At 42.6% G+C, this 20345-nt stretch carries 19 protein-coding genes and 1 riboswitch; of the genes, 10 read left to right on the top strand and 9 right to left on the bottom strand.

Annotation, left to right across the window (positions count from 1 at the left end):
* The first annotated feature begins 82 nt into the window (after positions 1-82).
* Positions 83-928: an envelope biogenesis factor ElyC gene (gene elyC / locus IQO02_RS11220; protein WP_010437790.1), complete on the top strand. Its 846-nt coding sequence runs from the start codon at positions 83-85 to the stop codon at positions 926-928.
* Positions 929-1068: 140 nt separating this feature from the next.
* Here the strand turns inward: elyC and torR are convergent, their stop codons facing one another.
* Positions 1069-1782, bottom strand: a complete 714-nt coding sequence (gene torR, locus IQO02_RS11215; RefSeq protein WP_010437789.1) for a two-component system response regulator TorR — start codon at positions 1780-1782, stop codon at positions 1069-1071.
* Positions 1783-2069: 287 nt separating this feature from the next.
* Between torR and torD the strand changes: the two genes are divergently transcribed.
* The 5 genes from torD to IQO02_RS11190 all read left to right on the top strand — a co-directional run bounded on the left by torD (position 2070) and on the right by IQO02_RS11190 (position 6190).
* The gene (torD, locus tag IQO02_RS11210) at positions 2070-2717 is read left to right on the top strand and encodes a molecular chaperone TorD (protein ID WP_010437787.1); all 648 of its coding nucleotides are present in this window, start codon (positions 2070-2072) and stop codon (positions 2715-2717) included.
* A 316-nt stretch (positions 2718-3033) separates the two neighbouring features.
* Complete coding sequence (gene purR / locus IQO02_RS11205; protein WP_010437785.1) at positions 3034-4038, top strand: HTH-type transcriptional repressor PurR; 1005 nt, start codon at positions 3034-3036, stop codon at positions 4036-4038.
* Positions 4039-4208: 170 nt separating this feature from the next.
* Positions 4209-4294, top strand: a riboswitch (cyclic di-GMP riboswitch).
* Positions 4295-4421: 127 nt separating this feature from the next.
* On the top strand, positions 4422-5012 hold the full coding sequence (locus IQO02_RS11200) for a TfoX/Sxy family DNA transformation protein (RefSeq protein WP_010437783.1): 591 nt from the start codon (positions 4422-4424) through the stop codon (positions 5010-5012).
* Positions 5013-5144: 132 nt separating this feature from the next.
* On the top strand, positions 5145-5825 hold the full coding sequence (locus IQO02_RS11195; protein ID WP_010437782.1) for a TVP38/TMEM64 family protein: 681 nt from the start codon (positions 5145-5147) through the stop codon (positions 5823-5825).
* 47 nt (positions 5826-5872) lie between these two features.
* Positions 5873-6190 (top strand): DUF2007 domain-containing protein, encoded by a 318-nt coding sequence (locus tag IQO02_RS11190; RefSeq protein WP_193838540.1) that lies wholly within the window; start codon positions 5873-5875, stop codon positions 6188-6190.
* A 148-nt stretch (positions 6191-6338) separates the two neighbouring features.
* Here IQO02_RS11190 and IQO02_RS11185 read toward each other — a convergent pair whose 3' ends face one another.
* The 4 genes from IQO02_RS11185 to topA form a co-directional block, all read right to left on the bottom strand.
* Positions 6339-7136, bottom strand: coding sequence for an alpha/beta fold hydrolase (locus tag IQO02_RS11185; protein ID WP_010437777.1), 798 nt, complete (start codon positions 7134-7136; stop codon positions 6339-6341).
* A 284-nt stretch (positions 7137-7420) separates the two neighbouring features.
* Complete coding sequence (glgA, locus tag IQO02_RS11180) at positions 7421-8875, bottom strand: glycogen synthase GlgA (protein WP_016783839.1); 1455 nt, start codon at positions 8873-8875, stop codon at positions 7421-7423.
* Entirely contained in the window at positions 8865-10094 is a 1230-nt protein-coding gene (gene glgC / locus IQO02_RS11175) for a glucose-1-phosphate adenylyltransferase (protein WP_080572727.1), read from the bottom strand. The genes glgA and glgC overlap by 11 nt, the downstream gene beginning before the upstream one ends.
* 523 nt (positions 10095-10617) lie before the next feature.
* Complete coding sequence (gene topA / locus IQO02_RS11170; protein WP_010437771.1) at positions 10618-13248, bottom strand: type I DNA topoisomerase; 2631 nt, start codon at positions 13246-13248, stop codon at positions 10618-10620.
* A gap of 440 nt (positions 13249-13688) precedes the next feature.
* On the opposite strand from topA, the gene IQO02_RS11165 reads away from it, so the two are divergent.
* Entirely contained in the window at positions 13689-13934 is a 246-nt protein-coding gene (locus IQO02_RS11165; RefSeq protein WP_010437770.1) for a YciN family protein, read from the top strand.
* A gap of 43 nt (positions 13935-13977) precedes the next feature.
* Here IQO02_RS11165 and aroA read toward each other — a convergent pair whose 3' ends face one another.
* Both aroA and IQO02_RS11155 read right to left on the bottom strand, forming a co-directional pair.
* Positions 13978-15258 (bottom strand): 3-phosphoshikimate 1-carboxyvinyltransferase, encoded by a 1281-nt coding sequence (aroA, locus tag IQO02_RS11160; RefSeq protein ID WP_016768418.1) that lies wholly within the window; start codon positions 15256-15258, stop codon positions 13978-13980.
* Positions 15259-15420: 162 nt separating this feature from the next.
* On the bottom strand, positions 15421-15876 hold the full coding sequence (locus IQO02_RS11155; RefSeq protein ID WP_016768419.1) for a glycine zipper 2TM domain-containing protein: 456 nt from the start codon (positions 15874-15876) through the stop codon (positions 15421-15423).
* A 53-nt stretch (positions 15877-15929) separates the two neighbouring features.
* On the opposite strand from IQO02_RS11155, the gene aat reads away from it, so the two are divergent.
* The 3 genes from aat (at position 15930) to infA (ending at position 17638) form a co-directional block, all read left to right on the top strand.
* Positions 15930-16640, top strand: a complete 711-nt coding sequence (gene aat, locus IQO02_RS11150) for a leucyl/phenylalanyl-tRNA--protein transferase (protein ID WP_016788839.1) — start codon at positions 15930-15932, stop codon at positions 16638-16640.
* Positions 16640-17338 carry an arginyltransferase gene (locus tag IQO02_RS11145; protein WP_010437756.1) on the top strand — a complete coding sequence of 233 codons (699 nt, stop codon included), beginning with the start codon at positions 16640-16642 and terminating at the stop codon, positions 17336-17338. Before aat ends, IQO02_RS11145 begins: the two co-directional genes overlap by 1 nt.
* 81 nt (positions 17339-17419) lie before the next feature.
* Positions 17420-17638, top strand: a complete 219-nt coding sequence (gene infA, locus IQO02_RS11140) for a translation initiation factor IF-1 (RefSeq protein ID WP_001040192.1) — start codon at positions 17420-17422, stop codon at positions 17636-17638.
* Positions 17639-17847: 209 nt separating this feature from the next.
* Here the strand turns inward: infA and clpA are convergent, their stop codons facing one another.
* Entirely contained in the window at positions 17848-20121 is a 2274-nt protein-coding gene (clpA, locus tag IQO02_RS11135) for an ATP-dependent Clp protease ATP-binding subunit ClpA (RefSeq protein ID WP_016768421.1), read from the bottom strand.
* A 39-nt stretch (positions 20122-20160) separates the two neighbouring features.
* Positions 20161-20345: ATP-dependent Clp protease adaptor ClpS (locus tag IQO02_RS22165; protein ID WP_228006041.1), on the bottom strand; the 185-nt coding region annotated here is incomplete at its 5' end.

Here is a 20345-nt window from a genome sequence, read left to right as displayed (position 1 = left end):
CTATTCTGTCACAGGAATTTCAGGAATAAAGAGGCGATGTCTCTTTTTACTACCAAGTGATGTTTTTTCGGACTATTCGGATATGTTTGAGCTGAAAAAAGTAGTGTCTTCATTATTGATGCCACTGCCAGCAATGTTAATTCTCGCTTTTCTGGGTTTAGCCCTAGTGATGTTTACTACCAAAAGGAAGACTGGTTGCCTAATTACCCTTTCAGCCCTCTGTGGTATTTTCCTCATCGCTTTCCAGCCAGTTTCTAGTCAACTTTTAATGCCAATGGAAAGGCAACACACCGCTTTTTTACCCGTCGATGACACCATCGATTACGTTATGGTTCTCGGCAGTGGTCACGTCGTAGACGACCAAATCCCACCTACATCTGAGCTTAGTCGCACAGGATTGATGCGTTTAAGTGAAGGCATTCGTATTTTACGCCTTTATCCTGGTGCCAAACTCATTTTGTCTGGCTATGGTGCGGGGACTGAAGTGAGTAATGCAAGAATGATGGCTAAAGTGGCTTTAGCGCTTGGGGTTTCAAAACCTGACATCATTTTGCTTGAAACAGCAAAAGACACGTGGGAAGAAGCCCGCCAAGCCGCCGCGTTTGTTAAAAATAAAAAGATGGTATTAGTTACATCGGCTAGCCATATGACTCGCGCCTTGAATGAATTCCATGCTGCGGGTATGAAACCATTAGCGGCACCAACCAACTACCTTGCACAAGAAGGCATTGTAGAGCCTTGGGATAAGTACATGCCTAAAGCGCTATACCTTGAGCAGACCGAACGTTATTGGCACGAAACCATGGGGTTAGTTTGGCAAAGCCTCCGCGATTGGCTAGACACGAGTAATGATAATGTTGAAGAGCCTATCGTTGTCCCTGAGCCTTCTATTTTAGAAGAAGATAATGGCGTCGTTTCTGCGGCCTAGTCTCAAATAGATATCTATTAATTTTCGGATGGTTAGCAATAACCAATAGTATGGCAAGAAATAAAAAGCCGAAACATCAATGATGTCTCGGCTTTTTTACGCTAGTTGTCTTTTTTTACTGATTAAAACGCGCGAAGGGTTTAGTCACCAGCGAACATGTAACCTTCACCGTGAACCGTCACAAAAATCTGTGGGTTCTTGGGATCAAACTCCATTTTTGCGCGCATACGACGAATTAACACATCGATAGTGCGATCATTAGGCGCATCTACTCGGTGGCTAATCATGTTCAAAATACGTTCGCGACTTAATACTTGGTTAGGGTAAGAAGAGAGTGCGACTAGCAACTCATACTCAGCCTTAGTCAGTTTAACCGGCTCACCATTTTTGCTTAGCGCTCGGCGAGGAATATCAAACGTCCACTCACCAAAACGAACAACAGACTCATCTTCTGCTTGTTCCACCACTCCCGTCGCTGTTCTACGAGCAGCAGCAATACGCCAAAGTAAGTTTTTAACTCGAACCAATAATTCGCGAAGTTCGAAGGGTTTAGTAACATAATCGTCTGCGCCCATTTCAAGGCCTACGATTTTGTCGATGCTATCCGTGCGTCCAGTAACTAAAATAATTCCAATGTCTGATTGACTGCGTAATTCGCGAGTTAGCATCAATCCATCTTCGCCTGGTAAGTTGATGTCCAGCATAATGAGATCAACGTTGTTTTCTTCCAACACGTTTCTCATCTGAGCGCCGCTCTCAGCTTCACTCACTGTATAACCTTCGTTCTGGAAATATCCAACCAGTTTACTGCGGGTTACCACATCATCTTCTACGACCAATACGTGATAGCTCATCTACACCACTTTTCTTATTTAATAGTTTCAATGACTATTCTATTCATAACTAGTAACAATTCTAGTGGTACTGAAGATAAAAGCCAGAAACATGGATTTTTTTTGATACAAGACAATCTTAAACCTTGCTATTTATCGTCCATCGCAATTCAATATAGGCATTACTACGAACGAGTCACTTTGCGCTTAGCAAATAACCTTGTTATTCAGCCTTGGTGTGCTTGTACCCAAATGACTTAACGGCGCTGAGTATATAAACATCACAAGACTAAATCAGGATCTATGAAATGAAAGATACGAAAGCATTCAACGAGCAAAGAGCAGAAATTTACTGGTGGTTATCAAGCTTATTCGCCAAAGAGCTCACTCAAGAAGAACTCGATCACTACCACTCTGTTGAAATTCGTTCTTTCCTTTCTGGTTTAGGTTCGAATGAAGCTCTAAAGCCTTCGATTGATAAGCTTGTAGACGCATTGAACCGTCTACAAACACGTGAAGATGCCCAACTGGAACTGTCTGCTGACTTCTGCGACCTTTTCTTGAAGACAGACAAACATGGTGCTTTACCTTACGCTTCAATGTACATCGGCGAAACAGGTCTATTAAACGATAAGCCAGCTAAAGACATGGAAGACATCATGGCTAAGCACAACTTAATCGTGAACCAAGACTTAAAAGAACCTGCAGATCACATTGCTATCGAACTCGACTTCCTTGGCAATCTAATCATCCGTTCAAATGAAACTGAGCTTGAAGAAGAATTAGAGAAATCGTTCGTCATTCAACAGCAGTTTATCGATCAGCAACTACTTACTTGGTTGCCAAAGTTTAATGTGAAATGTCATGACGTTGACCAGTTTGGTTTCTACGCTTCGGTCTCGTCTTTGCTACTCGCATTTTGCAATTTAGACACTCAATATTTAGCTGGTGAATAAGTTCGCCCAACGACTAGGTAAATAAATTCAGTAGAATGTGACAATTCACCCGGATTTCTGGGTGAATTATATTGCGAGTAATTTCTAGTCAGTCTAAAATTGTGACCGCAAACGATAAAATATGAAACATTCACGAAATGCTAAGCTTATTTAAGTTCAAAGCATTTCGGTGTTAAGACAAGCCGCTCAATAGCGGTTTTTTGTTTTTTAGCACTTTAGTACCCAAAGAGCCCTACAAATTTAAGCTCTTAGTTAAGTAGCTTAACGGCTACTTTATTCCGTACTTTGGGAAAGTAGCTTCTAATAGGATAAAACCATGGCCACTATAAAAGATGTCGCTCGCTTAGCAGGCGTATCAACAACAACCGTTTCTCACGTAATCAACAAAACACGTTTTGTCGCAGAAGCGACTCAAGAAAAAGTAAACAAAGCCGTAGACGAACTAAACTATGCACCGAGTGCTGTTGCTCGTAGTTTGAAATGTAATACAACACGCACTATCGGCATGCTAGTAACTCAGTCAACCAACCTATTCTTCTCTGAGGTTATCGATGGCGTAGAGAGCTACTGCTACCGTCAAGGCTACACTTTGATTTTGTGTAACACAGGCGGTATTTATGAGAAGCAACGTGATTACATTCGAATGCTTGCAGAGAAGCGTGTAGATGGCATCTTGGTTATGTGTTCAGACCTAACTGAAGAACTAAGAGAAATGTTAGACCGTCACGCTGACATTCCTAAAGTAGTGATGGACTGGGGTCCTGAGAGCTCTCAAGCCGACAAGATCATTGATAACTCTGAAGAAGGTGGCTACCTAGCGACCAAGTACCTTATTGAACGCGGTCACTCTAAGATTGCTTGTTTAAGTGGCCACTTAGATAAAGCAGCCTGTGTTGAACGTATCGCAGGATACAAACGTGCATTTGACGAAGCTAATATTGCCACTGACGAACGCTTGATCATTGAAGGTAACTTTGAATGTGATACTGCTGTTATAGCAGCAGATAAGATTGTTGAGATGAAAGATCGCCCAACGGCAGTGTTCTGTTTCAACGACACCATGGCACTAGGTTTGATGAGTCGATTACAAGAAAAAGGAATTCGCATTCCTGAAGATATATCAGTTATTGGTTACGATAACATCGAACTCGCTGAATATTTCTCCCCACCATTGACCACGGTTCACCAACCGAAGCGTCGTGTTGGTAAAAATGCATTCGAAATTTTGTTAGAACGCATCAAAGATAAAGATCATGAAAAACGCGTTTTCGAAATGCACCCTGAAATTGTTGAGCGAAGTACAGTTAAAACGTTAAATTAATTGATAAATTCAGTTTATTCTAATCAAGCGCACCTTTAGGTGCGCTTTTTTTATCAACAACATTAATGAACCTGGTATCATAACAGCAAGATCATTAATTGAAGCAATATCACATTTTGAAATAACAAGTGTGAGCTTCATTCAACAAAAACTTTATTCTATTTAATCAGTCACGCACAGGGCAAACCACTCGAAAGAGTGAGACGCAAAGCTTCCGGCCTAAACCACTCGTTGGTATGGTAGCGGGGTTACCGATGGCAAAATGCAGTGGTTACTAATAATTTAGTAATTTACGGCTTATTGACAATTTAGTTGCAACATTTTGCTAATCTCTCGGACCTGCTTATTTGGTGGCGTAGTTCAAATACACCGAGATAAATAACATGGATAAACCGATACTAAAGGACTCAATGAAGTTATTTGAGTCCCTAGGAAAAATAAAATCACGTTCAATGTTTGGTGGCTTCGGTCTTTTTGCCGATGACACGATGTTTGCTCTGGTTGTAAATGACCAGTTGCATATACGAGCGGACAAATGCACAACAAAGCAATTTGAACAACAAGGGTTTCAACCTTACGTTTACAAAAAACGTGGCTTCCCTGTTGTTACTAAATATTTCGCTTTGCCTGAAGGCCTGTGGCAGGATCAAGAAAAAATCTTGCAGCTTGCGACTACGTCTTTGGGTTTTGCTAAAGATGAAAAAGCTGAACAGTCTTCTGCTAAACCAACTCGATTAAAAGACCTTCCTAACCTTCGACTTGCTACCGAGCGCATGTTGAAAAAGGCTGGGATAGATTCCGTAGAACGTTTATATGAATCTGGCTCTGTAAACGCGTTTAACGCCATCAAGGAATCTCACGCGTCCTCTGTCAGTATCGAGTTACTTTGGGCGCTAGAAGGTGCGATTAATGGTACACATTGGTCTGTTATACCGCAGCAGCGTCGCGAAGAGCTTATCAGTCGCGTAAATTAACATTGTCAGTTAAAACTACACATAACTAAGCCGCATTTATGCGGCTTTTTTTTATATCTGTTGAAAGTTAATCTAAGCTTTACCTGTCTATCTATACTATCGGTATGCATTGAAAATTTAGAGGAAGTATCAATGAGTAAGAAAATGATATTGGGTATTGTGTTGGTCATAACGATTGTCTTACTAGGCGTCAACTTTGGCCAATACCTCACACTTGAGAATGCCAAGGCTCAGCAAGCCGTTTTGAATGAATACATTGACAGTAATTTTATCGCCGCGGCTGCTATTTATTTCGCAGCTTACGTCATGATTACCGCTTTCTCGATTCCAGGAGCTGCTGTTGTGACCCTATTGGGTGCTGCGCTCTTTGGTTTTTGGAATAGTTTGTTATTGGTGTCATTCGCCAGTGCAATCGGTGCAACTATCGCCTTTTTGAGTAGCCGCTATTTGTTACGTGACTGGATTCAAACCAAATTCGGCGACAAATTGGCGACCATGAATAAAGGTGTCGAAAAAGACGGGGCATTTTACTTATTTTCTCTACGCCTGATCCCTGTATTCCCATTTTTCCTTATCAACCTGTTGATGGGTCTAACGCCGATGTCGGTAAGTCGTTACTACATTACGAGTCAAATTGGGATGTTGCCAGGTACAGCTGTTTTCTTAAATGCTGGTACTCAACTCGCAGAAATAGATTCACTTTCGGGTATCGTGTCTCCTTCAGTGCTGCTGTCATTTGCATTACTAGGTATATTCCCAATTATTGCTAAATGGTTGATGGGTAAGTTTCGCTCAACACCTGTAGCTGAATAATGGATATAGATTAGATAACACACATAGCCAAATAAGGTTCTATTTCAATGAAAATCTTTAGCGCATCGAACCCTGCTGAAGCTCACATCATATGTGGATTGCTAGAAAGTGAGAATATTGCGTGTGAGGTCCGTGGTGAGGGTTTGTTTGGTTTGAAAGGGGAAATCCCTTTTACAGAAGATACTGACCCGTATGTTTGGCTGTATGAACCAGAACAAGCCAATAAGGCACGTGTTATTGTCAATGAATACCAAAAACAGCAAGATTCTATAATCTATGAAGAGTGGCGTTGCAGACAGTGTCATGAAGTCAATGAAGCCCAATTTGGCTCTTGTTGGCAGTGCGGTGCTGCTTCTCCTGAATAGCAGGTTTTGAAAGGTAAAGTGGCTCCAACGGCCTTATATAACAACTCGGTCAGATACCTCCTCCAAACAAAAACGGGAAGCTAAAATTAGCTTCCCGTTTTTGTTTCAATTCTATTCGAGCGTCTGTTCTGATAAAGAATCGAGATAATCACTGAATTTGCTTTTGAATAAACGCAATCGAACGTTGATTAAACTCTTCAGGATTTTCCACATTACATACGTGTCCACAATTCGGAATTTCTACTAGCTCGCTCGACTCATGTGCTTCCACCATTTCTTTTACAGGCTTAATAAACATGTAATCACGTTCGCCCATCAAATAAAGAGTCGGTATTGGTAATTCCCTATCTTTAAAATACTTCATCAAAGGGTTTACATCTGCCGTTAAGATAAACCAGCGCTTAAACTCTTTTTGGCACAGTTTTTTAGCTTCACGGATAAAAAGGTGACGAGACTCTTTTTGGCTTTTCTGCGGCATTACTACATACGCAAAAAGACTGTATAACCACATGTAAGGAATAATGTGTTTACTTAAGTTACCTAATTTGATTAAAACTTGAGAGCGAGTGTTTAGCTTAGTAACAGCGCCGCCTAATACCATTGAACGCACACGCCCTGCTGCTAACTCAGCGACGTTACGTACTATGATAGTACCTAAAGACATGCCAACAAAATGGGCAGAACGAATTTTTAGGTGATCTAAAACTTTGAGAATATCGAGCGTTACCGATTTGAAGGTGTAACGATTCGAAATCAGCCCTTTAAGTATATTGTCTGATTTACCGTGCCCTCTCAGATCGATGAGAAGTAAGTTGAAATGCTGTTTATACGCTTTGATCTGTTTGAACCAGATAGAGGAACTTCCTCCTGCGCCATGCACAAACACAACCCACTCGTCGCTCGTAGGGTGAGTAAATGTTTTATGGAATAATAAACTCTCAGACATACCTATCGCTTTAATTATTAAAATGGAGCTGTGCCTCATCACAAGGCAATGACTAAGGATATCACGCAATTAAGAACTTTAAGTGATAATAGTGTCAAACCTACCATTAGTCATGTGAATACCTACTCCCTCTTTTCTACCTGACTGACATGAGTTTGCAAGCTCTGTCTTCTCAAACGTGATGTAGACAGACCAACAAATAAAAAGGCACTCTGTGAAAAGAGCGCCTTCCGTTGTTTAGTGCTAATGGTGTACATCAGCTACATCAAGAGATTAAATTAACGTTAAAATGCAGTATGGTACATTGCTAGATACTCTTTAGCAGCGTCTTCCCAACTAAAATCTTGCTGCATAGCATAAAGCTGAACCCGTTTAATTTCAGACGGCGTTTGCGCATAAAGTAACAACGATCGATGTAACACTGCCAATAGTGCTTGTGGGGTTGGCTCTTCAAAAGCAAACCCAGTCGCGACCTCAGAATCCTCATCGTAATCATTCACGCTGTCTTTTAAACCTCCCACAGAACGAACAATCGGCAAAGTACCGTAAGCCATGCTGTAGATTTGGTTTAAACCACACGGTTCAAATTCCGAAGGCATCAAAAAGAAATCAGAACCCGCTTCAACCAAGTGTGCCAATTCGTTATTGTACGCTTCGACAAAAGAGAACTTGTCTGAATGAAGTGCTGATAACTCTTTAAGTTGACTCGCCAAAACCGGATCACCAGTACCGACAATCACAATCTGAAGGTCGTTTTTCAAGAACTGTTCGATGATCGGCAGTAAGTAATGGACACCTTTTTGATTCGTCAAACGGCAAACCATGCCATAAACAGCGCAATCATTCAGGGGCAGGCCAACATCTTGTTGCAGTTTTTGCTTACAAGCTGATTTGCCACGAACCATGCTGTGTTTCGTCGCTTTATACTTACGAGGCAGGAACACATCTGTTTCCGGATTCCAAGCACCGTAATCACAGCCGTTAAGAATACCAAACAAGTCTGCCGAACGATGTTGAAACTCAGCCGACATACCGTGGCTTCCTAATTCCGTTTTCAGCTCTTCTGCATAAGTTGGGCTTACCGCGTTGACTTTATCTGCACACAACACGCCTGCTTTTAGCATAGTAACGTGAGTATCACTCACCGCTGCTTCTGGTACATTGTAGCTGTGCATTTCAGGTAGACACTGCAGCTCATCATATGAGAACACCCCTTTGAAAACCGCATTGTGAATTGAAATGACACTGCGTGTATTTTCAAAGAAATCGTGTTGTTGGTAACGAGACTTGAGCAAGAAAGGAACAAAACCAGTATGCCAATCATTCGCATGAACGATATCAGGCTGGAAACCAAGCTTTGGTAACATATCTAAACAAGCGGCACTAAAGAAGGAGAAACGTTCTCCATTATCAGCATAAGCTTGATTGTTCTCGGCATACATTTCAGGGCGGTCGAAATATTTAGCACATTCAATACCAAACACTTGAACGCCTTCAACGCTCAACTTCTTAACCTGATAAGCGGTATGAGGCCAATGATCGAGTTCAGTGGCTAAAATAACTTCTGCGGAGTCAATATTAGGTATATTTCGATAAGCGGGGATGGTCACTCGAACATCCTGTTCGAGTGTTTGTAACGCTTTAGGCAGTGCCTTAGCTACATCAGCCAAGCCACCACTTTTAATCAAGCCTTCAACTTCAGACGCTACAAAAAGTACCGAGAGAGTCTTAGTAACCAACTCGTGCTCCTTTAGAAATCACTACTACACCATCGTCAGAGACGTGGTAATGCTTTTTATCTTCTTTCAAGTTTACACCAATCTGTGTACCCGGTGCGATGTCTGCATCTTTATCGATGATAACGCGACGCAGGATACAACCCTCACCCACTTTTACATCACCGAGTAAGATACTCTCGCTAATATCACATGCTGATGCGATATTGCTGCGAAAGCCCAATACACTCTTTTCAATACGCGAACCACGTACATAACTACCGCTACACACAAGGCTATCAATGATCTGAATTCGACCATTTGCCGAATCAGTAAACGTAGCTGGTGGTAGTGGCGGGTAATAAGTGTGTAAAGGCCATTTGCGGTTGTATAGCGAGAATGGCGCATCTTTCTTAAGAAGATCCATGTGCGCTTGCCAGTACGCGTCAATCGTACCTACATCGCGCCAGTAAACTTCTTCTTTCTCACCGGTAATACGGTTGGTGCTGAAATCATAAACAAACACGTCACCACGTGGGAACATGTTGGGAATAATGTCTTTGCCGAAGTCGTGTGTCGACCCTTCTCTATCAGCATCTTCCGTTAGTTCAGCAAAAAGCTCTTTCGCTTCGAACACGTAGTTGCCCATTGAAACAAGCGCTGATTCAGGATCTCCCGGGATCGACTTGGGATTTGCAGGTTTCTCTTCAAAACCAATCATACGACCTTCAGCATCAACTTCAATAACACCAAACTCAGAAGCTTCGGAAAGTGGCATACGTAACGCTGAAACCGTTAAAGCCGCGTTCTTTTCTTTGTGGAAATCAAGCATCTGTTTGATATCCATTTTGTAGATATGATCAGAACCGAAAATACAGACTTGATCAGGTTCTTCCAATTCCATAAAACCCATGTTTTGGTAGATTGCATCTGCTGTGCCTTCATACCAACGCTTTCCTTTGCGCATTTGTGCCGGAATAGGGTCAATAAATCGGTCTGTTATACCACTGATATTCCAACCTTTTTTCATATGATGGAACAGTGATTGTGACTTAAATTGTGTTAAAACATAGATCTTCATCAGATCAGCATTAACAAAGTTGTTCAAAGCGAAATCAATTAAGCGGTAGCTACCACCGAAAGGAACCGAGGGTTTGCTGCGAGACTCAGTTAAAGGTCTCAAGCGAGAACCTTCACCACCAGCAAGAATCATTCCCAATACACCAGCCATTTTATTCTCCATATATTTATAGCTTGTCGATGTCAGTGCTCGTAGAGGTATCTTCCTCAGGGGGATGAGCACTAACATTCATTTCGGAACTTAACGAATATCCATTCACATACAGTGACAGTATCCTAAGCCAAACGTTGTTATGTGTGCACTATTCTTTGCACTTGGTTTGATATACGTTATCGACTTTTGTGCCGATTTCAATTTTTAATACGCCATTCTGCGTCATGGCAACCGATTGCTTTCTTAAGACTTAAAGCAGCTCACATAACACCATCCGAACGAAACATTACATTAACACCCGTCACACATCAGGTATACAACTAAACACTGTTCTTTCAGTTACAATATTTTAGTTAAGTTACAGTCTAGTTAAGCTTCCATAATAAGATGTAATTAATTGCTCTCATTTATTTTCCATCGTGAATTTAATAAATTATTTCAATTGAAATAGAAAATCAATTAGTTGCATACTTAGTCATGTTTTGGACAAAAAAAAGCAGCCCAATGGCTGCTTCTCAATCAATGTGTTCTGTTACTTCTCTTTCGGCTTTTTACGTTTATCTGTAACTTCCCACTTTCCGTCGATATACAAAGCAGTCCAACCAGAAGGTTTTCCGTCTACTTCGGTACGAACGTAGTTCTCTTTTGTCTTACGACTAAAACGAATCACTGTCGGCTTACCATCAGGGTCAGCAACCGGCGCTGACGTTAGGTACTGGAACTTAGGTGAGATACGATCTTTAAAACGAACCAACTCTTCCACCAATGGTGCACGCGTTTCACGTGATTTAGGGAAGTTGCTCGCAGCCATAAATAGGCCAGAGGCACCATCACGAAGAACAAAGTACGCGTCTGAATTTTCACACGGAAGTTCAGGGAAATGTACAGGGTCTTCTTTCGGTGGCGCTACTTCGCCATTTTTCAGGATCTTACGAGTGTTCTTACAGTCTTCACTCGTACAGTCCATGTATTTACCAAAACGACCGTTCTTTAGAACCATGTCAGAACCACATTTGTCACACTCAACAAGTGGACCATCGTAGCCTTTCACTTTAAATTCGCCGTGCTCAACCACATAACCTTCACAGTTCGGGTTATTACCACATACGTGCATCTTACGCTTATCATCGATTAGATAAGCATCCATTGCCGTTTCACAAATAGGACAGCGCTTTTTAGCTCGAAGAGCTGCGGTTTCAACGTCTTCTTCAAGCACGTTGATAATGCCTTCTTCATCACCAAGGTTGATTGTTGTCTTACAACGCTCTTTTGGTGGGAGTGCGTAACCAGAACAACCTAGGAATACGCCTGTCGAGGCAGTTCGAATACCCATTTTACGGCCACAAGTCGGACACTCAATATCGGTTTCCACGATATGGTTTGGCTTCATGCCACCCGCGTCTTCGTCTAAATCTGCTTTTTCCAAATCGCCAGTAAAGTCTTCAAAGAAGTTATCTAACACGCCTTTCCAGCTTGCTTCACCTTCAGCGATTTGATCCAACTTCTGCTCCATACGAGCAGTGAAGTCATAGTTCATTAGGTCATTGAAGCTGCCATCTAGTCGGTCAGTAACAATTTCGCCCATCTTCTCAGCGTAGAAACGACGCTGTTCAACTTTTACATAACCACGGTCTTGAATCGTCGAGATGATTGATGCGTATGTTGAAGGACGACCAATACCACGCTTCTCAAGCTCTTTAACTAGTGCCGCTTCAGTGAAACGAGCTGGTGGCTTAGTGAAGTGCTGTTTCGGGTCTAACGCAATGAGATCAAGCTTATCGCCAATCTGAACTGCAGGAAGAATTGTATCTTCGTTCTTACCCATTGGACGCTGAACACGAGTCCAACCATCAAATTTAAGAATACGACCTTTCGCTTTTAACGTGTACTCGTCAGCTTTAACACTTACCGTCGTTGAATCGTATTGAGCGGGAGTCATTTGACACGCAACGAATTGATTCCAAATCAATGAATACAGCTTGTGTGCGTCTGCATCTACGCCGTTTAGGTCTTCCGACTTAACATCTACACTTGAAGGACGAATCGCTTCGTGGGCCTCTTGAGCGCCCTCTTTGCTACCGTATACCAGTGCTTTAGGCGGAAGATATTGCGCGCCGTACTCAGAACCAATGTATTCACGAGCGGCTTCTACAGCTTCTGAACTCAAGTTCGTTGAGTCAGTACGCATATAAGTGATGTAACCCGCTTCATACAGGCGCTGAGCCAGCATCATGGTTTTCTTCACGCCATAACCAAGACGCGTGCTCGCCGCTTGTTGCAGCGTAGACGTGATGTAAGGTGCAGACGGCTTACTCTTAGTTGGGCGGTCTTCACGTTTACAGACTTCGTATTGCGCTTTTTCTAAAACGCTAACTGCAGCTTGTGTTTGCGCTTCATTATCAGGTTTAAACGCAACGCCGTCTTTCTGAGCGACTTGCAGTCTGAAATCTGTTTTCTCTGCTGTTTTGGTATCAGCATGCACATCCCAAAACTCTTCAGGGATAAAAGCGTTGATCTCGCGCTCGCGCTCAACCAGTAGTTTTACAGCGACTGATTGAACACGGCCAGCGGATAGGCCTCGTGCTACTTTTTTCCAAAGCAAAGGTGACACCATAAAGCCAACAACACGGTCCATAAAACGTCGTGCTTGTTGTGCGTTTACACCGTCAATGTTTAGCTCACCCGGAGTTTCGAAGGCTTGTTGAATAGCATTCTTAGTGATTTCGTTAAAAACCACTCGCTTGTATCGCGTTTCATCGCCGCCGATGATCTCACGAAGGTGCCATGCGATAGCTTCTCCTTCGCGGTCCAAATCGGTTGCGAGATAAACATGGTCTGCGTTTTCAGCCAGTTTTTGCAATTCAGCAACAACTTTTTCTTTACCCGGTAGAATTTGATAATTCGCTTCCCACTCTTTATATGGGTTGATACCCATCTTTTTGATAAGAGCTTTGCGATCTTTTTCTTTCTTGATACGAGCTTTATCTTCTGGGCTCATACCCTTGGTTGAAACTGCAGCAGCCTTTTGACCAGTACTTTGACCCGCCGTTGGTAAATCACGTACGTGACCTACACTCGACTTAACGACAAAGTCTTTGCCAAGATATTTATTGATAGTTTTAGCCTTGGCTGGCGACTCCACTATAACGAGCGATTTACCCATATTGACTCTAACGTCCTTAATCACGATGCTTCAGCACCAACAATTTAGCTTGTGGGCTTTTACGCATGATATTCTAAATTCATTGCTTCTTTTTTTACTATTGTGCGAGATTACTAGAAGATCAACCGCTTTTTTCAAAATTGGATCTGATTGCTCGACAATTCAGCGGCTCAGAAGAGAAAAGGGTCACAATATAAAGAAGCTATAAAGTACTCATTAAAAATACTTGCAAGAGCCTATTCATCAGGCATTACGTATAAACGCGGTCATACTAAGCTTGTCCACGAATCTAACGCGAGCCCCATTCAATTATTTTTGTCATAAATCACAAAATAAACGGTAGATATTCGAAAAGACACTCTTAATCGGTTGTGAAATCATTGAATTTCTAGTGTGACACCATAAACTCAACGTTATATTCAGTTATCAGAGATCGACTCATGACAAAGAAAGTAATAGCAGAATTTGATTTACTGCTTATCGCAAACCAAATTATCCAATCACATGATGACTACATTGAAGGCATGCGCGCAAACAGCGTAGTAGAAAAAGATGATGTACTCGTCTTCAAAGGTGAATACTTCTTAGACAGCAATGGATTACCAACAGAGAACACAACCGCTGTATTTAACATGTTTAAATACTTAGCGCACCATCTTTCAAAAGAATTTACGCTTGAGCTATAACGAAAAAGCTTGCCATTTAGGCAAGCTTTTTACTTTCTGAACTCTATTGACTCAGCATTTTCAGCTTGTCAAAGTAATCAGGGAAAGTCTTTGATGTACAACCTGGGTCATTGATAGTTACCGGGGTATCACTCAAAGCAACCAGCGAGAAGCACATCGCCATGCGATGGTCATCATAAGTATCAATAGCCGCGTGTGTTAGTTCAGCAACAGGGTTAACAATGATATAGTCTTCACCCTCTTCAACCTCAGCGCCAACTTTGCGCAGTTCTGTTGCCATAGCAGCAAGGCGATCAGTCTCTTTTACACGCCAGTTGTAGACATTACGGATAGCGGTTGTTCCTTTAGCAAACAACGCGGTTGTCGCGATAGTCATTGCTGCGTCAGGGATATGATTGTAATCCATATCAATGCCTTTAAGTTCACCACAGCGCGAGATAACATAGTCATCACCCCATTCGATCTCGGCACCCATTTTTTCAAGCGCATCAGCGAATTGGATATCACCTTGGATACTGTTTTTACCAATACCCGTCACTTTAATCTCGCCGCCTCTAATTGCAGCAGCAGCAAGGAAGTAAGATGCAGATGATGCGTCGCCCTCGACCAAAAAGTCACCTGGCGCTGAGTACGATTGCCCTGTAGGAATCACGAACTCTTGGTAATCGTTATTAATCACATCCACACCAAATTGTTTCATAATGTGTAGCGTAATGTCGATGTAAGGTTTAGATACTAAATCGCCATCAATTTTAATTGTCACTTCGCCTTCAGCCAAAGGTGCAGACATCAAAAATGCCGTCAAAAATTGACTAGAAATAGAACCATCGATTGAAACTGTACCACTCTTAAGGCCAGTCCCTGTGATCTTCAACGGTGGATAGTTTTCGTTTTCTAAGTATTCAACGTCTGCGCCAGCTTCTCGCAACGCTGTCACCAAGTGCCCAATTGGGCGCTCCTTCATGCGGGGTTCGCCAGTCAATACATACTCACCGCGGCCTAAACAAAGTGCAGCAGCAAGCGGACGCATAGCCGTACCGGCGTTACCTAAGAAAAGTTCTAGGGCTTTATCGCTTGAAAACGCACCACCAACACCAGTTACTTCACAAACTGTCTTATCTGCGGACAACTGATAATTAACGCCTAACTGAGTCAGTGCGTTCAGCATATGACGAATGTCGTCACTGTCGAGTAAATTTGTTAAACGAGTGGTTCCAGTTGAAAGTGCTGCCAAAAGAAGGGCACGGTTAGAAACACTTTTTGAGCCAGGTAAGTTAACTTCCCCACTCACTTTTTGAATTGGTTGTAACGTAAGGCTTTCCATTAAATCTTATAGTCCTTGTACCACCCGAAGTCACTGGAGCGTATTTATTTTCGGGTGATGAATAATTCTTCGTACTTGCAGACTAACGAACTTTTCCAACGAACTCCAGAGCTAATACCCATGAAAAAGGTGATTAATTAGCCAAGTAAGTGTATTTATATACTAGTACGCGAGATCAACCCGAACACCATCAGAAAAATACAGAATTCGTACATCATCACCTCGGTTAAACAACATGGAGTTGTCTACGTCTTGGATGATGTTCACTAACTTGTTGTCTTTCGTTTTGACTAGCAGTTCAACTAACTTATATTCCACTCGATACTGCGTATTTCCTCGATTACGTGCGATTCCAGCACCCGCTACGGCTCCAACAGCGGTAGCCACTTCTTTACCGGTCCCTCCGCCAAATTGATTACCAATTAAACCACCGATTGCCGCACCTAATAAAGTTTCCCAACCATTCGCTTTTGACTCCACAATTTCTTGTTGCGTTATGTATCTAACCGTATCAATCTCACCATAAACGACCTCATTAACAGGTCGTGCTTGGTTGCGGTTGTAAGCGGCATTTGCCAACATAGGCAAAACAAGTAAAATCCAAAGCAACTTCTTCATGGTAAAACTCCTAAAGACCTCTTGGTCAGTGATTAATCTGTAACGCGGTACTTATGACTATATACCTAACCGAACTTGATACTACTAGTATAGAGTTTCCTTCGCCCTTCGACGCGCTTGATGAGCCAAACGGCCTACTCGCCTTTGGTGGTGATTTGCAACCAATGCGAATTTTAAACGCTTACAGCCAAGGTATATTTCCATGGTATGGCCCAGGTGAACCTATACTTTGGTGGAGCCCGGCACCGAGAGCGGTATTTAATCCTAAGACATTCGAACCATCAAAAAGTCTTAAAAAATTTCAAAGAAAACACAACTATCGCATCAGTATCAACAGAGCAACCAACAAAGTGATTGGATACTGCTCATCGTTGAGGCCCGAAGAAGAAACTTGGCTAAACAGCGACATGCGGTCAGCATACTGTGAACTCGCTTCGCTAGGTTTCTGCCACTCAGTAGAGGTTTGGCAAAATGATGAATTGATTGGCGGGCTTTACGGCCTACAAAGAGGCCAAGTCTTTTGTGGTGAATCCATGTTTAGCTTAAAAACCAACGCCTCTAAAATCGCCCTGTGGTACTTCTGCGAACACTTTACCCGATTCGGAGGTAAGCTTATCGATTGCCAAGTCATGAACCCTCACCTGGAATCTCTGGGCGCTATTGAAGTCGACAGAGAGGCTTTTCTGAGTTCTCTACAATCGTTAAAAACAAACCAGGTTGACGATGCTTGCTTTAAAACACAATGGCTAGAGGAAACGCCTTAATGAATCCAGATTTACAACAAATCAGAATTGGATTAACAGATAATCACGCTTGCAGCTATTTACCACACCTTGAAGAAAGAGTGGCCGTCACTCTTGACGAACACATGCATACTTCCGACAATTATGAAGTTCTGTTAGCAAACGGGTTTCGTCGCAGTGGAGCTACCATTTATAAGCCGCATTGCGACAGTTGCTCTGCGTGCCAAGCGATTCGCCTTTCGATCCCCGAGGTTAAGTTTTCCAAAAGCCAGCGTCGAATCATCAACAAGGCTAAAACCTTTCGCTGGGAATTAAAAGATGCGATGGACGACAACTGGTTTGATTTATATAGCCGTTACATCACTGCTCGTCATCGTTCGGGAACCATGTACCCACCCAAAAAAGATGAATTCCTACAATTCTCAAAAAATGAATGGCTTGCTACAAAGTTCATGCACATCTATGATGACAGCCAATTGGTCGGCATCGCCGTCACTGATGTTATGTCAAACTGCACCAGCGCATTTTATACCTTCTTCGATCCTGATATCGACATCTCTATGGGAACACTTGGTGTTCTGTTTCAGATTCAGCATGCCCAGAAAGAACAAAAACAGTGGTTATATTTGGGTTATCAGATCGATGAATGCCCTGCGATGAACTATAAAGTACGATTTCAACGTCATCAAAGGCTAGTAAATCAGCGATGGCAAGGGTAGAATACGCGACAACTTTACATATTTTGATTTTAACGGCACAATCAAGCCGTTGAAAACCGCCAAATTTCGAAAGAGGATTAGATGGCTAAAGAAGACGTAATCGAGATGCAAGGCACTGTCCTTGATACTCTACCAAACACAATGTTCCGTGTTGAGCTTGAAAACGGTCACGTAGTGACAGCACACATCTCTGGTAAAATGCGTAAAAACTACATCCGTATTCTTACTGGTGATAAAGTAACTGTTGAGATGACTCCATACGACCTTTCTAAAGGCCGCATCGTCTTCCGTGCTCGTTAATTTTTAATTATCGAATACGATAAGAAGCGGAGCTTAATGCTCCGTTTTTTATCGCCTAGACATTCTTATTATTCAGCAACGTCAATCTCGCATCTCGCATCTCGCATCTCGCATCTCGCATCTCGCATCTCGCATCTCGCAAGCATAAAAAAACGCACAACCGAAGTCATGCGCTATATATTTAAGTCCTTGAGTTATCCGTCACTTCGTTAGTGCATAACCTCTTCTTTCGCACCCACATAAACAAAGTCTAGGTCGTCTTTCTTCAAAGATACCTTCACAGTACCGCCATCAACTAAACTACCAAACAATAATTCGTTTGCTAGTGGCTTCTTAAGTTTGTCTTGAATAACGCGCCCCATGGGACGAGCACCCATGGTCTTGTCATAGCCTTTGTCAGCTAACCAATGGCGAGCGTCCTCAGAAACCTCTAACGATACGCCACGAGCGTCTAGTTGAACCTGAAGCTCAACAATGAACTTATCGACAACTTGGCTAATCACACTTGGATCTAGACTGTTGAACCAAATAATATTATCAAGACGGTTACGGAACTCAGGTGTAAACACCTTCTTAATTTCGCCCATCGCATCAGGTGCGTGATCTTGTTGGATCAGGCCTATCGATTTCTTCTCAGTTTCAGCAACACCAGCGTTGGTCGTCATCACTAAGATCACGTTACGGAAATCGGCCTTACGACCGTTGTTGTCGGTTAACGTACCGTTATCCATCACTTGCAATAACAAGTTAAAGATATCTGGGTGAGCTTTTTCGATCTCATCCAGTAACACAACAGAGTGTGGATTCTTAATTACTGCATCAGTGAGTAAACCACCTTGGTCGTATCCTACATAACCTGGAGGAGCACCGATCAAACGGCTGACTGAGTGACGTTCACCGTATTCAGACATATCAAAACGTAGCAGCTCAATACCCATTAGTTTAGAAAGCTGAACCGTGACCTCGGTTTTACCCACACCAGTAGGACCAGCAAACAAGAATGAACCAACCGGCTTATTGTCTGCACCAAGCCCAGCACGAGTTAGCTTAATCGCTTCACTCAATACATCGATAGCTGGATCTTGTCCGAATACCAACATTTTCATGCGGTCGTCCAGTTTCTGCAACGTATCTTTGTCTGAAGATGAAACTGATTTTTCAGGGATACGTGCCATTTTCGCTACCATCGACTCAATATCAGCAACGCTTACCGTCTTCTTACGACGACTGGCTGGAGCTAAACGACTACGAGCGCCCGCTTCATCAATCACGTCAATCGCCTTATCTGGAAGGTGACGTTCGTTAATGTACTTGGCCGACAATTCCACAGCAGCACGCAACGCTTTATTGGTATAACGTACTTCGTGGTGAGCTTCATATTTTGGCTTCAAGCCAATCAGAATCTTAGTTGTGTCATCTAGTGATGGTTCAACAATATCAATTTTCTGGAAACGACGAGATAGAGCACGCTCCTTCTCAAAAATACTGCTGTACTCTTGGTATGTCGTCGAGCCGATGCAACGTAACTTACCGCTACTTAATAGTGGCTTGATTAGGTTTGCAGCATCAACCTGACCGCCCGATGCTGCACCCGCACCAATAATAGTATGGATCTCATCGATGAACAGAATCGCGTCTTCTTCTTTCTCTAGTTGCTTAAGAATCGCTTTGAAACGTTTCTCAAAGTCACCTCGATATTTAGTACCCGCTAGCAGCGAACCTATATCTAAAGAATAGATCACACTACTCTGGATGATTTCAGGTACTTGTCCTTCAACAATACGCCATGCAAGGCCTTCAGCAATTGCGGTCTTACCCACACCAGCCTCTCCCACTAACAGAGGGTTATTTTTACGACGACGGCACAGAACTTGAACAGTACGTTCTAGCTCTTTATCTCGCCCGATAAGCGGATCAATGTTGCCCTGTTTCGCAACTTCATTCAGATTAGTCGCAAAATTTTCTAGGCGATCTTCAGAGTTGGCTTCTTCAGCACTCTCTGCACCACCAAATGAATCCGAAGGTGATGAACTATCGCCTTCGTTACTGGCCTTGGTAATACCATGAGAAATGAAGTTAACGATATCTAAACGGCTAATGTCGTTCTTCTTAAGTAGATATGCCGCGTGAGATTCTTGCTCGCTGAAAATAGCCACAAGTACATTTGCACCTGTCACTTCACTGCGACCTGAAGATTGAACATGGAAAACAGCGCGCTGAAGCACTCGTTGGAAGCTCAGCGTAGGCTGTGTTTCACGAGTTTCGTCGCTTTCTGGGATAAGTGGGGTTGTTTGATCGATAAAAATATCGAGCTCATTGCGAAGAGCATCGAGATCAGCCTGACAAGCTTGGAGCGCTTCCTTGGCCGCATCATTTTCTAATAATGCTAGTAGGAGGTGTTCGACAGTCATGAATTCATGTCGCTTGTCTCGCGCGCGAGCAAATGCGCCATTTAAACTCGTCTCTAATTCTTTATTTAGCATAAGTACCTCCTAAGGGAACAACAGTGTTGTTCGAGCAATTTATACTTGCTCCATTGTACATAGTAGCGGATGCTCATTTTCCTTTGAGTACATCGTTACCTGCGCTACCTTTGTTTCGGCTATTTCAGCACTGTATGTGCCGCATATAGCTTTACCTTCATAATGAACCTTGAGCATCACTTCCGTTGCTTTTTCGATATCTAGTGAGAAAAACCGCTCTAGGA

Origin of the sequence: Vibrio sp. OPT24, assembly GCF_015163545.1 — a bacterium.
GTDB classification, from domain to species: Bacteria; Pseudomonadota; Gammaproteobacteria; order Enterobacterales; family Vibrionaceae; genus Vibrio; species Vibrio cyclitrophicus.
The sequence above is the reverse complement of the archived record's forward strand: the minus strand, read 5'-3'. Positions and strand labels throughout refer to the sequence as shown.

Coding starts and splice junctions, on each gene's coding strand:
- elyC (WP_010437790.1), top strand. CDS start 83: ATGTTTGAGCTGAAAAAAGTAGTGTCTTCATTATTGATGCCACTGCCA.
- torR (WP_010437789.1), bottom strand. CDS start 1,782: ATGAGCTATCACGTATTGGTCGTAGAAGATGATGTGGTAACCCGCAGT.
- torD (WP_010437787.1), top strand. CDS start 2,070: ATGAAAGATACGAAAGCATTCAACGAGCAAAGAGCAGAAATTTACTGG.
- purR (WP_010437785.1), top strand. CDS start 3,034: ATGGCCACTATAAAAGATGTCGCTCGCTTAGCAGGCGTATCAACAACA.
- IQO02_RS11200 (WP_010437783.1), top strand. CDS start 4,422: ATGGATAAACCGATACTAAAGGACTCAATGAAGTTATTTGAGTCCCTA.
- IQO02_RS11195 (WP_010437782.1), top strand. CDS start 5,145: ATGAGTAAGAAAATGATATTGGGTATTGTGTTGGTCATAACGATTGTC.
- IQO02_RS11190 (WP_193838540.1), top strand. CDS start 5,873: ATGAAAATCTTTAGCGCATCGAACCCTGCTGAAGCTCACATCATATGT.
- IQO02_RS11185 (WP_010437777.1), bottom strand. CDS start 7,136: ATGTCTGAGAGTTTATTATTCCATAAAACATTTACTCACCCTACGAGC.
- glgC (WP_080572727.1), bottom strand. CDS start 10,094: ATGGAGAATAAAATGGCTGGTGTATTGGGAATGATTCTTGCTGGTGGT.
- topA (WP_010437771.1), bottom strand. CDS start 13,248: ATGGGTAAATCGCTCGTTATAGTGGAGTCGCCAGCCAAGGCTAAAACT.
- IQO02_RS11165 (WP_010437770.1), top strand. CDS start 13,689: ATGACAAAGAAAGTAATAGCAGAATTTGATTTACTGCTTATCGCAAAC.
- aroA (WP_016768418.1), bottom strand. CDS start 15,258: ATGGAAAGCCTTACGTTACAACCAATTCAAAAAGTGAGTGGGGAAGTT.
- IQO02_RS11155 (WP_016768419.1), bottom strand. CDS start 15,876: ATGAAGAAGTTGCTTTGGATTTTACTTGTTTTGCCTATGTTGGCAAAT.
- aat (WP_016788839.1), top strand. CDS start 15,930: ATGACTATATACCTAACCGAACTTGATACTACTAGTATAGAGTTTCCT.
- IQO02_RS11145 (WP_010437756.1), top strand. CDS start 16,640: ATGAATCCAGATTTACAACAAATCAGAATTGGATTAACAGATAATCAC.
- infA (WP_001040192.1), top strand. CDS start 17,420: ATGGCTAAAGAAGACGTAATCGAGATGCAAGGCACTGTCCTTGATACT.
- clpA (WP_016768421.1), bottom strand. CDS start 20,121: ATGCTAAATAAAGAATTAGAGACGAGTTTAAATGGCGCATTTGCTCGC.